General features: G+C 48.0%; 14 protein-coding genes. 1 reads left to right on the top strand and 13 read right to left on the bottom strand.

Annotated elements, in window-relative coordinates; all coding sequences use genetic code 11:
- Positions 1 to 169: 169 nt before the first annotated feature.
- Complete coding sequence (paaX, locus tag AS034_RS14610; RefSeq protein WP_058299053.1) at positions 170 to 1045, bottom strand: phenylacetic acid degradation operon negative regulatory protein PaaX; 876 nt, start codon at positions 1043 to 1045, stop codon at positions 170 to 172.
- A gap of 195 nt (positions 1046 to 1240) precedes the next feature.
- On the opposite strand from paaX, the gene AS034_RS14615 reads away from it, so the two are divergent.
- Positions 1241 to 2158 carry a hypothetical protein gene (locus AS034_RS14615; RefSeq protein ID WP_058299054.1) on the top strand — a complete coding sequence of 306 codons (918 nt, stop codon included), beginning with the start codon at positions 1241 to 1243 and terminating at the stop codon, positions 2156 to 2158.
- 39 nt (positions 2159 to 2197) lie between these two features.
- On the opposite strand, the gene AS034_RS14620 is transcribed toward AS034_RS14615, so the two are convergent.
- The 12 genes from AS034_RS14620 to AS034_RS14675 form a co-directional block, all read right to left on the bottom strand.
- Positions 2198 to 3400 (bottom strand): thiolase family protein, encoded by a 1203-nt coding sequence (locus tag AS034_RS14620; RefSeq protein ID WP_032085530.1) that lies wholly within the window; start codon positions 3398 to 3400, stop codon positions 2198 to 2200.
- Positions 3397 to 4272, bottom strand: a complete 876-nt coding sequence (locus AS034_RS14625) for a 3-hydroxyacyl-CoA dehydrogenase (protein ID WP_032085529.1) — start codon at positions 4270 to 4272, stop codon at positions 3397 to 3399. The genes AS034_RS14620 and AS034_RS14625 overlap by 4 nt, the downstream gene beginning before the upstream one ends.
- 68 nt (positions 4273 to 4340) lie before the next feature.
- Positions 4341 to 5858 carry an aldehyde dehydrogenase family protein gene (locus tag AS034_RS14630; protein WP_058299055.1) on the bottom strand — a complete coding sequence of 506 codons (1518 nt, stop codon included), beginning with the start codon at positions 5856 to 5858 and terminating at the stop codon, positions 4341 to 4343.
- Positions 5859 to 6049: 191 nt separating this feature from the next.
- Positions 6050 to 6823 carry an enoyl-CoA hydratase-related protein gene (locus AS034_RS14635; RefSeq protein WP_058299056.1) on the bottom strand — a complete coding sequence of 258 codons (774 nt, stop codon included), beginning with the start codon at positions 6821 to 6823 and terminating at the stop codon, positions 6050 to 6052.
- Between the two features lie 12 nt (positions 6824 to 6835).
- Entirely contained in the window at positions 6836 to 7612 is a 777-nt protein-coding gene (locus tag AS034_RS14640) for an enoyl-CoA hydratase/isomerase family protein (RefSeq protein WP_032085526.1), read from the bottom strand.
- Positions 7605 to 7913, bottom strand: coding sequence for an EthD family reductase (locus tag AS034_RS14645; RefSeq protein ID WP_032085525.1), 309 nt, complete (start codon positions 7911 to 7913; stop codon positions 7605 to 7607). The genes AS034_RS14640 and AS034_RS14645 overlap by 8 nt, the downstream gene beginning before the upstream one ends.
- Positions 7914 to 8275: 362 nt before the next feature.
- The gene (gene paaD / locus AS034_RS14650) at positions 8276 to 8755 is read right to left on the bottom strand and encodes a 1,2-phenylacetyl-CoA epoxidase subunit PaaD (protein ID WP_058299057.1); all 480 of its coding nucleotides are present in this window, start codon (positions 8753 to 8755) and stop codon (positions 8276 to 8278) included.
- A 13-nt stretch (positions 8756 to 8768) separates the two neighbouring features.
- Positions 8769 to 9587, bottom strand: coding sequence for a 1,2-phenylacetyl-CoA epoxidase subunit PaaC (paaC, locus tag AS034_RS14655; protein ID WP_058299058.1), 819 nt, complete (start codon positions 9585 to 9587; stop codon positions 8769 to 8771).
- Positions 9584 to 9940, bottom strand: a complete 357-nt coding sequence (paaB, locus tag AS034_RS14660) for a 1,2-phenylacetyl-CoA epoxidase subunit PaaB (RefSeq protein ID WP_032085522.1) — start codon at positions 9938 to 9940, stop codon at positions 9584 to 9586. Before paaB ends, paaC begins: the two co-directional genes overlap by 4 nt.
- Positions 9941 to 9955: 15 nt before the next feature.
- Positions 9956 to 10909 carry a 1,2-phenylacetyl-CoA epoxidase subunit PaaA gene (gene paaA / locus AS034_RS14665; RefSeq protein WP_058299059.1) on the bottom strand — a complete coding sequence of 318 codons (954 nt, stop codon included), beginning with the start codon at positions 10907 to 10909 and terminating at the stop codon, positions 9956 to 9958.
- A 73-nt stretch (positions 10910 to 10982) separates the two neighbouring features.
- The gene (locus AS034_RS14670; protein ID WP_058299060.1) at positions 10983 to 12308 is read right to left on the bottom strand and encodes a phenylacetate--CoA ligase family protein; all 1326 of its coding nucleotides are present in this window, start codon (positions 12306 to 12308) and stop codon (positions 10983 to 10985) included.
- Positions 12309 to 12892: 584 nt separating this feature from the next.
- Positions 12893 to 14449 (bottom strand): ABC-F family ATP-binding cassette domain-containing protein, encoded by a 1557-nt coding sequence (locus AS034_RS14675; protein WP_058299061.1) that lies wholly within the window; start codon positions 14447 to 14449, stop codon positions 12893 to 12895.
- Positions 14450 to 14491 lie beyond the last annotated feature (42 nt).

Genomic DNA, 14491 nt, shown 5'->3' on the forward strand with positions numbered 1-14491 from the left:
ACACGCCTCTGAGCAAAGCCCTTCCGCATTTCGGTTAGGAGTCTTCGTCTTGCACTCCAATCAACCGCTGTGAAGACGCCAACAAGCATAAATGAAAACTAAAACCCGAACTAATTTGGCAGTAAAAAAGCCATTTAGTTCGGGTTTAACATATGCTAAAACACTTTTTTTAATCCAGCAATAAAGGATGGGTCATGATATCGTAGCTTCGATCTTTATTTTTCAGTTCGTTTCCGTCTTCGAATACACTTTCGAAGAAGCGGGATGCCGGTTCCGCGAGTTCTTTGTAGTACTCGGCGAATAAGGAGGCTGCATGGGACCCAAGCCACTTTTCCGGAAGAAGCTCCTCAGGCAGTCCGGGATCGACGAATAGGAATTTACGATACTCATGTACGAGCTTCGTGCGTTCCACAAAGCATTCCGCGTCGCTCATATCGCCTTTTTTAATTTTGTTTTTATCAATCATATACTGCTGGCTGTAGTGAGCAATGAAATCCTGGTAACGTTCATTGATCTCTTTTAAATCCCAGCTCTTTTCGACGATCCGCTGATTTTCATTCGGACCTTGATATTCTGCTATAAAGAAATCGACGTATTCTTTAATATCATATTTCTTGATCAGCGACTGAACCTGTTTTTCCAAATTGTTCGGTGAAATCCACGTCGAAGTCGAAAGCGTTCCAAACCCGCTCCAAACCAGTTCCTTTCGAAGTTCATCACGGATGCTGCGGATTTCTTCAGGGATGCTGTACATGAAGATTCTCCATTTCCCGTCCCAGTCCTGCGGCTTGAGCTTGAAGATCCTGTTTGCCGCCTCTTCCATGCGGTCGACACCGGGCTCTGTCAACGAATAATAGCTTTTATTCCCTTGTTTCTCCGCCTGTACCCAGCCTTGTTTGTTCATCCTCGAGATCGCCGCCCGGACGGCCTGGTCATTATGGCCGAATTCATTCAGCAGCCGGATGAGACTGCCGATCCAAATTTTATTTCCATAGTGGCGTATGTAATCCCCGTAAAGGGTAAAAATCATTGATCTGGTATTCATTGATGCCTCTCCTTTTTACTATCTTTCCAAAATATATTATACCGTTTATTTTACGTTTAAATATTATCATATCATAATTTAATTCATATTAGAAAAGCTTTCAGGCAGATCCAATCTCAAAAATGGTAGAGTATTAGTGAAACTTATATATGGTAAGTTCGTAAAGTATATAAAGATTATTTTGAAGGAGAGCATATGGATCTACAAAAATATCATACAATTGAAGGAAAGACCGCTCATAAATCATGGTGGGATGAAAAAGGTTACGTCCAAAGATTATTCAATAAGGAAACAAAGAAAATGGAAGAAAAGGCTGTACCATATCAAAATATGACCGAGGCATTAATAGGCTATGCATATCTGCCTTGGACTTCATCCAGGAGTACAGACCGCACGATTCGATTCAGGGTCGCTGCAAACATAGTCATTCAATATAAAGATAAACAAACCGACCAGTATTTACTATTCTTAGCGGAAACTCAGGAAGACCTGGCCAAATGGCTGCAACTGTTCAACGACCACACTATTCCTGTATACACTACTGATCTGGATTTAAAGGATATACCTCATAAGGATTATAAGTTATTTTATGGGGATATAAAGAAAAAGCAGCTTACATCCAATTCCCAGCTTCCTGACGTAATGGCTGTGACTAAAGAACATAGCACTCATCCTCAATGGCGCCCTGACTCTTACCAGAAAAGAGAAGAAACAAGTAACTCGAAATGGGCATATAAAAAGAAGAAACTCACAGCATTCCTTGCCGTTAGTTCCTTTTTAACCGCACTGTTTTGGATCCCTGGCTGGGAGGTAGGGCGTGATCAGTCCTTTGACAATGTACATAGCCTCTTTTTTTCAGCCATGGCACTTATTCTTTTAGGAACATACTTAAAAGATCTGTTGTCCCCCTATCAGTCCTTGATGGACACGGCTGTGCTGGGAATTTCCCTGTATGCCGGACTCGCCGCAGCAAACTTATTCACGCCAATCACCACTGAAACATACCTGGCATTATGGTATGAATTCTTGATCCTCGCCGTCTATATCAACGCAGGCTACTTCATCATGAGGAAGGTCAATAAAAAGTTAAAACGAAAGACGAGCAGACAATAAAGGAAGGACGCCTCCTTCCTTATTTTTGTTTAACAAAAACTATTCCACCTGCTCCACCAGCGTTGCAATCCCCTGCCCCACACCGATGCACATCGTCGAGAGGCCGTAGCGGGTTCCTCGCTTTTTCATTTCATGTACAAGGGTGGTCAGAATCCTCGCACCGCTTGCACCAAGCGGGTGACCGAACGCAATTGCCCCGCCGTTGACGTTAACAATTTCCGCGTTAAGTCCGAGATCCCTCATGCAGGCGATCGACTGTGCCGCAAACGCTTCGTTTAGCTCCACCAGCCCGATTTCATCAAGCGAAAGGCCTGCACGCTTCAGTGCCTTGCGCGTTGCATAGATTGGCCCGAGTCCCATGACTGAAGGCTCCAGTCCCGCAGTCGCAGAGGTGATATACCGTGCCAGCGGTTTCAGGCCTAGTTCCTCCGCTTTCTCCCTGCTCATCAATAACAGCGCGGATGCTCCGTCATTCACTCCTGACGCATTCCCTGCCGTGACTGTTCCTTCATTAAATAGCGGGGAGAGCTTACCGAGCTTTTCCATACTTGACTGGGGACGGGGATGCTCGTCGACTGTAACAGTGGTGACATTCCCTTTTCGGTCGGTGATTTCCACTGGAACGATTTCGTCGCTGAATCGCCCTTCTTCCATTGCATGCTTCGCCTTCATCTGGCTCTCAAAGGAAAAGCGGTCCTGTTCCTCCCTGGTGATTTCATATTGCTTTGCTACATTTTCAGCTGTTTCAGGCATGGAATCCGTCCCGTATCTCTGCTTCAGGCGCGAGTTGACGAATCGCCACCCGATAGTTGTGTCGAACATTTCCATATTGCCTCTCGGAAATTCTTTGGAAGGCTTCGCCATGACAAAGGGTGCCCGTGTCATACTTTCCGTCCCGCCGGCAATGAAAATATCCCCTTCCCCGGCAAGAATTGCACGTGCAGCATAATTCACCGCATCCAGCCCGGAGCCGCACAGCCGGTTGATCGTCGTCGCTCCAACTTCAACAGGCAGTCCTGCCAGCAAGGCGGACATACGTGCTACGTTTCTATTGTCCTCCCCTGCCCCGTTGGCATTACCTAGCACAACCTCTTCGATCTCATCCATCGGCATCATGTCATTTCGTTCAACCAGTGCTTTGATCACAATTGCCCCAAGATCATCCGGACGGACATCTTTCAATGCTCCTTTATACTTTCCGATCGGTGTGCGCACTGCATCTACAATGACTACTTCCTTCATGGCCGGCTCTCCTTTTCTTTCGTTTCCGAGTAATCATACACGCCCCTGCCGGATTTCCTGCCGAGTCTCCCCGCCTTGACGTACTTTTCCAAAAGCGGTGCCGGCCGGTATTTCTCACCAAGCTTTTCATGAAGATATTTCAGGTTGTTCAAGCGCGTATCCAATCCGACAAGATCCCCAAGCTCAAACGGACCCATCGGATAATTCAGACCCAGCTTGATGGCCTTATCGATTTCTTCCGGTGAACCGAGGCCTTCTTGCAGCATATAAAAGGCTTCGTTTCCGACCAGTGCGCTGATCCTGCTTGTAACGAAACCGGGAAACTCATTGATGACGACTGTTTCCTTGCCCATCAGGCGCGCAACCTGTTCAATCACTTCGGCCGTTTCATCACTTGTCTCCAGTCCACGTACGATCTCCACCAGCGGCATTTTATGTACAGGGTTGAAGAAATGCATGGCAATGACTTTTTCCGGACGCTTTGTAAATGAGCCGATTTCTGTCGGGCTCATCGTTGAAGTGTTTGTTGCAAGATAGCAGTAGTCAGGAGCATGCGCATCCAGCACTTCAAAAACCCCGCGCTTGATATCCGCCTTCTCCGGCACCGCTTCGATGACGACATCTGCATCACGGACTGTGATCGAGAGATTGGTGGAATATGAAAGCTGTTCGCGTGCCTCCATATATTCCTGACCGGTGATCTTCCCTCTTTCCACACCTTTTTCAAAAATGCCCTGAATTTCCGATTTGGCATGATCCAGCTGTTCTTGCTTTATATCCACCAGGGTGGTTCTGAAGCCCCCGACGGCACTTACGTAGGCAATGCCTCTTCCCATAACCCCTGAACCTACAACCACGATATGCTGTGTCATTGTTATTCCTCCTTTAGTGCAATAAGGGGTTGACCCGGAAAGGACAACCCCTGTATCAAGCTGTTATTTTATACGCCGAACGGATTCAGCGAACGATTACCGAAGTAAGAGATGATGCTCTTCGTTTCTGTATATAGATCCAGCGTTTCAACACAAAGTTCGCGGCCGAATCCTGATTGCTTGTAACCTCCGAACGGTGTGCCCGGGAATGCGGAGAATGGGCAGTTCACCATGACAATACCTGCCTGGATTGCTTTCGATACTCGTGTCGCGCGGCCATGATTCTGTGTCCATACAGCTGAGCCAAGTCCGTATTCACTGTCGTTGGCCATCTTGATGGCTTCTTTTTCATCTTTGAATTTCATGACCACAACAACCGGTCCGAAGATTTCTTCCTTTACAGCCTTCATGTCATGAGTGACATCCGTGATGATTGTCGGCTCATACCAGTAACCTTTTTCGAAACCTTCCACAGTTGCCGGCTTCCCTCCGGTCACGATGGTGGCGCCGTCCTCTTTGGCTGATTCCACGTAGCTGTGGATGGTATCGACCTGACCCTGGTTGATGATCGCACCGATATGAGTCCCTTTGTCGTGCGGATCTCCAAGCGCAAGCTTTTTCGTCTTCTCGACGAATTTTTCCATGAATTCATCATAAATGTCTTCATGAACATAAAGCCTTGAGCGTGCTTCACAGGACTGTCCAGTATTATAGAAGATACCGAACAGCGATCCGTCCACCGCTGCGTCTACATCTGCATCATCAAAGACGATGTTCGGAGATTTGCCTCCAAGCTCCAATGTCACACGCTTAAGGGTTTGAGAAGCCTTCTCCATGATATTTTTCCCGATCGGTGTTGAACCCGTGAAGGCCACTTTGTCTACTTTTTTATGCTCAACAAGGTAGTTTCCGACTGAGGATCCGGCCCCCGGTACAATATTTACGACTCCTTCAGGAACTCCTGCTTCGATACAGATTTCACCGAGGACAATTGCAGTTAATGGAGTAAGTGTCGCAGGCTTTACGACGACAGAGCATCCAGACGCAATCGCGGGTGCGATCTTCCAGGCCGCCATCATGAGCGGATAATTCCAAGGAATGATCTGCGCACAGACACCGACAGGCTCTTTTTCTGCTGTGTTTGTGAATTGACCGGGTACATTGTTCACTGTTCCGCGGTGCCCCACAATCGCTCCTGCGTAGAATTCGAAGTCTTCGATTGCCTGCATGACCTGGCCTTGAGCTGCAGATAACGATTTTCCGCTGTCCATGATCTCAAGTGAAACCAGTTCATTGAAGCGGGAACGCATAATACCGGCAATCTTATTCAGTACTCGGGAACGTTTGTTGATTGGGAACTTCTTCCACTTACCGTGATCAAATGCATTCCTTGCAGCCTGGACGGCTTTTTCTGCATCTTCCACGGAAGCAAGTGATACCGTTGCAATCGGTTCGCCGGTTGCAGGATTATACGTCGTGAACGTTTCCCCTGATTCACTTTCCATACGCTGACCGTTGATCACCAATGAATAATGCTCTCTTTTCATTTCAAGTACTTCAAAGCTTTGTTCTTTTACTGTAGACATCGTCCCATCTCCTTTTTCATTTTAGTATGCTAAACACCGCTTTTGATTTCCGTGCAAGACTTCGCTTTCCGCGGGCGGTTGGTGAACCTCCTCGTCAAGCCTGCGGGGTCTCACCTAACTCGCTTTTCCCGCAGGAGTCTTCGTCTTGCACTCCAATCAAACGCTGGCTGCAGCCTTAAATCAAAAGCAATCTATTTACCGTGAAAAGCTGGTCTTCGTTTTTCAAGAAACGCGGTGACGCCTTCGCGGTGGTCTTGGGTTTGACCGGCGATTCGCTGGGCAAAGGCTTCTTTTTCTAAGTATTCATGGAAGGATACATCATGACTTCCTTTCAAGAGCCTTTTCATGAGTCCGATTGCCTTCGTCGGCATGGAGGCAATCCGTTCTGCAAAGGCCGTTGTTTCTTCCTGCCATCCTTCAACCGGGATAAGCTTCGTCACCAATCCGAGCTTTTCAGCTTGGTCTGCAGTGATTTTTTCACCAAAAACAGCGAGTTCCAGTGCTTTTGCATAGCCTACCAGATTCGTTAAGTAGTAGAGGTTTCCTGAATCCGGGACCAGACCGACATGGACGAACGCTTGAACGAAGCTTGCTTTCTCTGATACAATCCTGAAATCGCATGCCAGAGCCAATGAAAAACCGGCCCCTGCCGCCACACCGTTCACCGCGGCGATCACGGGTTTCTCGCAGGCTTCGATTTCCTTCACCATGGGTCCGTAGTTATTCCGCAGCACTTCCCCGTGATCCATCTCTTCGTCCACTTCACTCAAATCCTGCCCCGAACAAAATGCACGCCCTTCGCCCGTTATGACGACGGCCCTCACATCCTTGTCACGGGATGATTCCTTGACTGCCTTTGCAACTTCAAGATTGAGCTGGCGAATGAACGCATTCAATTTATCCGGCCGGTTCAGGGTGATCCAGGCTACATGATTTTTCACTTCATATTTAATGGTTTCGTACACGATGCAGCCTCCTTACTTTCCTTTGAAATGTGGTTTGCGTTTTTCCACGAACGCTTTCATGCCTTCTTTCTGATCCTCGGAGGCAAAAAGAAGATAGAAATTCTTCCGTTCATACTGCATTCCTTCGTAAAGGGAATAATCAACCGCTTTATGTACGGATTCTTTTATCAACCGTATGGAAAGCGGCGGCTTGGAGGCCAGTTTCTTCGCGAACTTCTCTGTTTCTTCCATTAATAGTTCCGGAGCGATTGCACGGTTGATGACACCCCATTCGAGTGCCTGCAGAGCCGTGAAGCGGTCGCCTGAGAGGAGCCATTCCATCGCCCTTGATTTACCGATGAGCTTTGTCAGGCGCTGGGTCCCTCCAGCGCCCGGCATCACACCGAGATTCACTTCGGGGAAACCGAAACTGGCGTCTTCAGCGGCAAACAACATGTCACAGCAAAGCGCGAGTTCAAATCCGCCGCCGAGAGCGAAGCCTTGGACAGCGCCGATGACCGGCTTTTTGATCCACGCGAGGCGGTCCCATTCCGTAAACTGGTTGAGAAGTTCAAGGTCGATGGCGCCGTCTTCCGACATTTCATCAATGTCGGCTCCTGCGGCGAATGCCCTCCCCTTTCCGGACAGGATGATCACTTTCACATTGTCATTGCGGTCAAACTCCTCAAAAGCTTCAACGATTTCCGAAACCATGGGGCGATTGATGGCGTTCAGCACCTTGGGACGGTTAAGCTCGATGAATCCGAGCCCGTCCCTTTCGCTGACTGCAATGTATTCGTGCTTACTCATCCACTTCTTCACCGATCATGAGCGTGACCAGTTCGGCAGCGAAGCCCATCAAATCTTTTCCTGAAGCTTTTCCTTCGTCGGATTTAAGTCCTGCTTTAAGTGCTTCATGGCTTTCATAGTACATCTCGCACATGAGGTAGTACTTGCCTTCCCCGCCCATTGGGGAACCTGTGATTCTCGTAACCTTCATTTCTTTAAGACCAGGGATTTTTGATGTGATCGGGGCATGGGTATTGAAGTAGTGCTCGTCGAATTGTTCCTTGTTTTCAGGGTGTTTGTATAATGCGATTAGTTTTACCATTGTTAATCTCTCCTTATTATTTAAAAATTTGTTTTTATACCGCTTTTGATTTCCGTGGAAGACTTCGCTTTCCGCGGGTAGCTCGTAAGCCTCCTCGTCGCATGCGCTCCTGCGGGGTCTCACACTAGCTACTTTTCCCGCAGGAGTCTTCGTCTTCCACTCCAATCAACCGCTGGATTCGGTTAATATTGAAGATTAACCAATCCTCTTTAGAACTGACCAAGTGATCCCTTCCGTTTTTCATATGTCCAGTTCTGCCGGTTAGACCTGAGAGGTCTTAAGCTAAATGGTCCAAGAGGCGAACTTCCTGGCCCATTTAGCTTATGCTTGTCGGGTCGATCACTCTGCCTCCGCTTTTCTGATCACATCATGGTCGAAATAGGCTTCATGGCTTCGAACGGGTTTTTGCATTGTTTGCAGTAGAGGATGCTTCTGCAGGCGGTGGGCCCGAAGAGGTTTTCCATGGATGTATAGGGAGAATCACAGTATGGGCAGTGGATCTGCCAGTCTTCTTCTCCCGTGAAGTCCTTCGGCGGCGGTGCAATGCCGAATTCCTTCAGGCTTTCTCGTCCTTTTTCGGTCAGCCGGCTCGAGGTCCAGGGCGGGGAATAGACGAACTTCACTTCGACTCCCGTATTTCCCAACTGGTCCCTGAAGGCTTCCTCCACATTGGATTTAATGATGTCGAGTGCCGGGCAGCCCATGAATGTAGGAAGCAGTTCGATGGTCACCGGCCCATCGCCCACTATAATTCTATTCACCATTCCCAAATCTACGATACTTATTGAATCGATTTCCGGATCCTTCACCGTGTGAAGGACATTCCAAATCGTTTCTCTCATTTCTGATCATCCTTTACCAGATTGCTGCCGGATCTGAGTTATACACTTCACTGAGAATGGATAATGCCTGATCCAGGTCTGATGTATGCTCTCCTTGGCGGCCGTCTCCTTTTTTCATGCCGGTTTTCGGCGGAAATGCGAGATTCGCAGATTGGAAGACGGGCTGAATGGCGAGCTCCCAGCGCTTTTTGAGATTTTCTTCTCCTTCGATCAATCCCATAACGGACATTTCTTTGCCTTGTGGTCCAAGTGTCAGGACTCCCTGAAACTCATGGAGCACCCTTTCCATTGCTTCCTTCATTCTCGCCCCTGCTTCCCCGCCGGCATTCACCAGCTGCAGGAACCACGTTTTCCAGTGAAGGAGATGATAGTATAATTCCGTATTGATCTTAATGGCGAGATCAGCCAATGGTTCATATGAAGAGTTTTTCAATGAATCGATCCGAACCTTTTTAGCCACACTGTAAAAATAGTTCCTGACCACGGTAAATGCCCAGTCGTAGCGTGGTTCCGTCAAATAGTCCCCCGGTCCGTTCACTTCCTCTAAAAGAACCGCGTTCCTTCTTTCTCCGGAAGGACGGGCATGGGCCAGTGAATCCTGGCTCCCTTCACCAAGCTCTTCAAGCAGCTGATAATACATTGTCGCGTGACCCATCGTATCCTGATTGATGGAAGAGAATGCGACATCCTCCTCGATATGAGGAGCAAGCCCCAGCCATTCAGATCCGCGGTACGCAAGGATGAAATCGTCATCTGCAAGCTGATAGAGCAGGCTCAGCAGCGCTTCTTTGTATTCTTTATTCGGGATGTCATCCGGACTTTTTACGATCATTTTTTCTTCACCAACTCTCCCCAGGACATGATCTCTTTCTCATCAAGCATCTCCTGTTCATATTGCCGCCACTTCTTCTTAAGGTAGCCGTATCCTTTTGCATTCCGGTAATCCTTATTATCCAGGCGCTTTACACTTTCCCTTTCTTCAGGCGTCATCTTTCTGAGGTCCGAGCGTTTGACGACCCAAATGTCCGCCACCGGCTCCCTTCTCATGAAATTCTCCTGCGCCATGACCATCGCCAATTCATGGTTGGGGGCAAGCAGACTGAATTGATGCTGCATCTGCGCCCCGTCTGTACGTTTGCTGAACACTTCAAACTCCTGGTAAAAATTCTGCCCCTTGTCAGACATCTGCCTCATTCCTTTCTAACCGACTCTCCCGCTTGGGCTCAGTGCTTCCCTCACCCAGGCGTTGTTGTCATAGGATAACTCCCGCAGGCGAAGACGTTCCTTCGATTTCGGCCCGTTATTGCGGATGATTTCTTTAAAACGGCTCCAGTCAGGCTGCTTATAAATCCACAGCTCCTGCTCTTCGTCGTAATACATCGTTTCGTCAGGAAGCGTAAGGCCCAATGACAGCATCCGCGGTACATATTTCGTGAAGAAATCCTGGCGGAGCTGTTCGTTTGTTTTCGTCCTAATCTTATATTTAATGGTGATATCCTGTTTGGATGATCCGGTCGTTTTTGCATCGGCAGGTCCGAAGAACATCAGCAGTGCCTCCCACCAGCGGTCGACCGCATCCTGCACGAGGGCTTTCTGTTCATCCGTCCCTTCTGCAAGCGCCATGATGATCGCTTCGCCATGCTGCGCGTGAAACACTTCTTCCGCGCATATGCGCTTCAAGGCACGGGCATAGGGACCGTAAGATGCGCCGAGCATATTGGTCTGCGAGATGATTGCGGCGCCGTCGACGAGCCATCCTATCAGTCCCGCATCGCCCCACGTCGGTGCTTCCATATGGAAGACATTATGAAACTTCAAATCTCCTGAAAATAAATCCCTCATGATGTGTTCCCTGGTTTTTCCGTAAGGCTTCATCAGATCCTCAGCCACACGGAGGAGAAGCTGTCCGTGCCCCATCTCATCCTGGACCTTGGCCATGATGCCGAGCTTCCTGCGGAGGGACGGTGCTTTCGGCACCCACTCCTTCTCGGGGAGGGCCCCCATGATCTCACTGATCCCGTGCATTGAAATCAACTTGATCAGCGCATTGCGGTATTCATCGGGCATCCAGTCATCCGCCTCGATTTTTTCATCATTTTCGATTTTTTTCATAAAGCGTGCCATGTGTTCTTCTTCAGTCATCTGCAGACTCATTGCACTGCCTCCTTTATCACACTGTTTTCACGATTATCTTTAAGAATGTAATAGATTTATAGAGCAAATTTTTTTACGGAAGAACCGCTTCTTCCCGAAGATCCACGATCCGGATAGCCTTTCCTTCCGACCTCGGTATTTCCTTCGGCGCCCTCACTCTTATATCCATGGACACAAGGCAACCGTTCTTCATCACCCGTTTTACTTTCGTAATCAGTTCACCGACTTTTTCATGTCCGATATTTCCTGACAGCCCCGCATAATATTCCGGGCTGACTTCCACATGAAGCTCCACTGTATCGAGTGCTCCCTTTTTCTTCAGGTGAAGCTGATAATGGGGAGCAAGTTCCTTCAGCTCAAAAAGGTGATGCTCCATCTCAGAAGGAAAGACATTCACGCCCCTGATGATGAGCATGTCATCGACGCGCCCCTTCACCCTGGACATCTTGACAGTCGTCCTTCCGCATGGGCAAGACCCGCGCTGGATGGACGCAATGTCCCCTGTCCGGTAGCGGATGATCGGGAATGCTTCCTTGGTCAAGCTTGTGAATACGAGTTCCCCTGCTTCTCCGTCAGCAACTGGTTCAAGGGTATCCGGGTTGATGACTTCAACCAGGAAATGATCCTCTGCAATATGAAGGCCGTCCTGCGCTTCGGGACACTCCATGGCGACTCCGGGACCGATGACCTCACTCAGCCCGTAAATATCACAGGCTTTTATGTCAAGGATTCCTTCAAGTGTCTCCCTCATCTTATCGGACCAGGGTTCAGCCCCGAAGATTCCGACTTGTAGTGAAAGCCGGGCCGGATCTTTCCCCTGCGATTCAATCGTCTCGGCCAGGTTCAGCACATAAGAAGGGGTACCGCATATGACGGTCGGCTTGAAATCCTCGATCAATGTAATCTGCCTATCCATATTCCCGCCCGAAACCGGCACGGTGATCATCCCGAGTTTCTCACTTCCGTAATGAAGTCCGAGGCCCCCTGTGAACAATCCATATCCATAAGCATTGTGGAGCACGCTGCCGGGTCTGCCACCTGCCATCGCAATTGCCCGTGCGACGATATCCCCCCACATGTCGATATCCTTCTGCGTATAACCGACCACCGTCGGCTTCCCGCTCGTCCCGGAAGAAGCATGCACCCTCACCAGCTCTTCCTGTCCCACCGCGAACATCCCGAAAGGATAATGATCACGCAGGTCCTTCTTTGTTGTAAGCGGTAACATTTTTAAGTCCTCTAAAGACCGGATATCATCCGGGTGGATGTCCCTTGCTTCGAAATGGTCCCTGTAAAAAGGTACGGAATGATAAACCAGGCTGGCAGTCTTGCGGAGACGCTCCAGCTGCAGGCTTTCCATCTGATCTCGACCGGCCGTTTCAATCTCATGCAGAATCAATATCCATGCCTCCCCTTATGTAAAACTATAATCATATAACGTTATTAATTCGTTTATTAAAATAAGTGTTATATTCAACTACTCAAAAGATAACGTCTTTACTGGAAAATGTCAATATATTTTCAGAAAATTAAAACATGGAAAATGTGTTGGATTTACATAGGAAAGAGGATCTATTAGCAAGTTGTAAGTATTTGTGTGTATTGGTATTGGTATATGGAAATTGTCATTCATGTAGGGAACCCTGGGGTTATAGGCAGGTGCATGATACAGTTCGTGCACAGAGATTGAAAAGGTTCAAGGATATATGTGCGGAATTTTTCATATATGTGCGAAACCCGGGATATATGTGCGAGCTGTAGATTTTTCTACAAGATTCGACACGTACACGGCATCACTGGCAAATGATATGCGCGATAACTTTGCTTTTATGCTTGAAATTTTATTGATATGCTCGAATACGGAAGAAATATGCTCGGAATCTTGTTTTTATGCTCGAATTGTCGAATTTCCACTAAACTAAGCAGATGCGAGGTATATCAAAAAAATGCCCCCTTTCAAAAGGGAGCATTCTTCATCTCTTATTAAAACAGTTTCGTCGTCCAAGACTCACAGTTCCACACTTCAGTCGCCACATCATTATAAAATTCAGGTTCGTGACTGATGAGGAGGACCGTGCCTTTATATTCCTTCAACGCACGTTTCAGCTCTTCTTTCGCTTCGACGTCCAAGTGGTTGGTCGGCTCGTCAAAGACGAGGACGTTGCTTTCTTTATTCATCAGTTTGCAGAGGCGCACCTTCGCTTTTTCCCCTCCGCTCAGCACTTCCACTTTGCTTTCGATATGCTTGGTTGTCAGGCCGCATTTTGCAAGGGCCGCACGTACTTCAGCCTGATTGAAGGACGGGAACTCATTCCACACTTCTTCAATGCAGGTGTTGTAGTTCTGGGTCTTGATTTCCTGCTCGAAGTAGCCGATATGCAGGTAGTCCCCAAGCTCGACTGAACCGGAGATCGGACGGATTTCCCCTAAAATGCTTCTTAATAGCGTCGTCTTACCGATTCCGTTTGCACCTGAAAGGGCAATCTTCTGTCCGCGCTCCATTTTCAAATTGAGCGGCTTGGAAAGCGGCGTATCATACCCGATGACCAGATCCTTCGTTTCGAAAATGACACGGCCGGCCGTTCTCGCCAACTTGAAATTGAATTCAGGCTTTGGCTTTTCGGCTGCCAATTCGATGACGTCCATCTTATCAAGCTTTTTCTGACGGGACATCGCCATATTCCGTGTTGATACACGGGCTTTATTGCGTGCCACGAAATCCTTCAGATCCTTCATTTCCTGCTGCTGCTTTTTATAAGCGGCTTCAAGCTGCTGCTTCTTCATTTCATGGACTTTCTTGAATTCATGGTAATCCCCTGCATAGCGGTTCAGTTCTTGGTTTTCCATATGGTAGATCAAATTGATGACGCTGTTCAGAAACGGGATATCATGCGAGATCAAGATAAACGCATTTTCATACTCCTGAAGATATCTCTTCAGCCACTCGATATGCTGTTCATCAAGATAGTTGGTCGGCTCATCCAGTAGCAGGATGTCCGGTTTTTCAAGTAAGAGCTTGGCAAGCAGGACTTTAGTTCTTTGCCCTCCGCTCAAGTCGTGGACGTCTTTGTCCAAACCGATATCATCAAGACCCAGCCCGCGGCCGATTTCTTCCACCTTTGCGTCGATGATGTAGAAATCATTATTCGTCAATGCATCCTGAAGCGTGCCGGTCTCTTCAAGCAGTTCTTCCAGCTCTTCAGGGGAGGCATCCCCCATCTTCCCGAACAGTTCATTCATTTCTGCTTCCATATCAAACAGATACTGAAATGCCGTTTTCAATACATCACGGATCGTCATCCCCTGTTTAAGCTGGGCATGCTGATCGAGATAGCCGATGCGGATACGCTTTGCCCATTCGACTTTTCCTTCGTCCGGCTCAAGCTTGCCCGTAATGATATTCATGAAGGTCGATTTACCCTCGCCGTTCGCACCGATCAATCCGATGTGCTCCCCTTTTAACAGGCGGAACGATACATCATTGAAAATCGCACGGTCACCGAAACCGTGGGTTAAATTCTTTACAGATAATAAACTCATATATGACTACACCTTTTCTATATAAACTATTGTTTTTTAAAA

Source organism: [Bacillus] enclensis (genome assembly GCF_001456935.1).
Taxonomy (GTDB): Bacteria; Bacillota; Bacilli; order Bacillales; family Bacillaceae_B; genus Rossellomorea; species Rossellomorea enclensis.

Excerpts from the sequence above, each read along its gene's own strand:
- paaB (WP_032085522.1), bottom strand. The coding sequence starts at position 9,940 with ATGTCTGACAAGGGGCAGAATTTTTACCAGGAGTTTGAAGTGTTCAGC.
- paaC (WP_058299058.1), bottom strand. The coding sequence starts at position 9,587 with ATGATCGTAAAAAGTCCGGATGACATCCCGAATAAAGAATACAAAGAA.
- AS034_RS14645 (WP_032085525.1), bottom strand. The coding sequence starts at position 7,913 with ATGGTAAAACTAATCGCATTATACAAACACCCTGAAAACAAGGAACAA.
- AS034_RS14615 (WP_058299054.1), top strand. The coding sequence starts at position 1,241 with ATGGATCTACAAAAATATCATACAATTGAAGGAAAGACCGCTCATAAA.
- AS034_RS14630 (WP_058299055.1), bottom strand. The coding sequence starts at position 5,858 with ATGTCTACAGTAAAAGAACAAAGCTTTGAAGTACTTGAAATGAAAAGA.
- AS034_RS14675 (WP_058299061.1), bottom strand. The coding sequence starts at position 14,449 with ATGAGTTTATTATCTGTAAAGAATTTAACCCACGGTTTCGGTGACCGT.
- AS034_RS14625 (WP_032085529.1), bottom strand. The coding sequence starts at position 4,272 with ATGACACAGCATATCGTGGTTGTAGGTTCAGGGGTTATGGGAAGAGGC.
- paaA (WP_058299059.1), bottom strand. The coding sequence starts at position 10,909 with ATGAGTCTGCAGATGACTGAAGAAGAACACATGGCACGCTTTATGAAA.
- paaX (WP_058299053.1), bottom strand. The coding sequence starts at position 1,045 with ATGAATACCAGATCAATGATTTTTACCCTTTACGGGGATTACATACGC.
- AS034_RS14640 (WP_032085526.1), bottom strand. The coding sequence starts at position 7,612 with ATGAGTAAGCACGAATACATTGCAGTCAGCGAAAGGGACGGGCTCGGA.
- AS034_RS14620 (WP_032085530.1), bottom strand. The coding sequence starts at position 3,400 with ATGAAGGAAGTAGTCATTGTAGATGCAGTGCGCACACCGATCGGAAAG.
- paaD (WP_058299057.1), bottom strand. The coding sequence starts at position 8,755 with ATGAGAGAAACGATTTGGAATGTCCTTCACACGGTGAAGGATCCGGAA.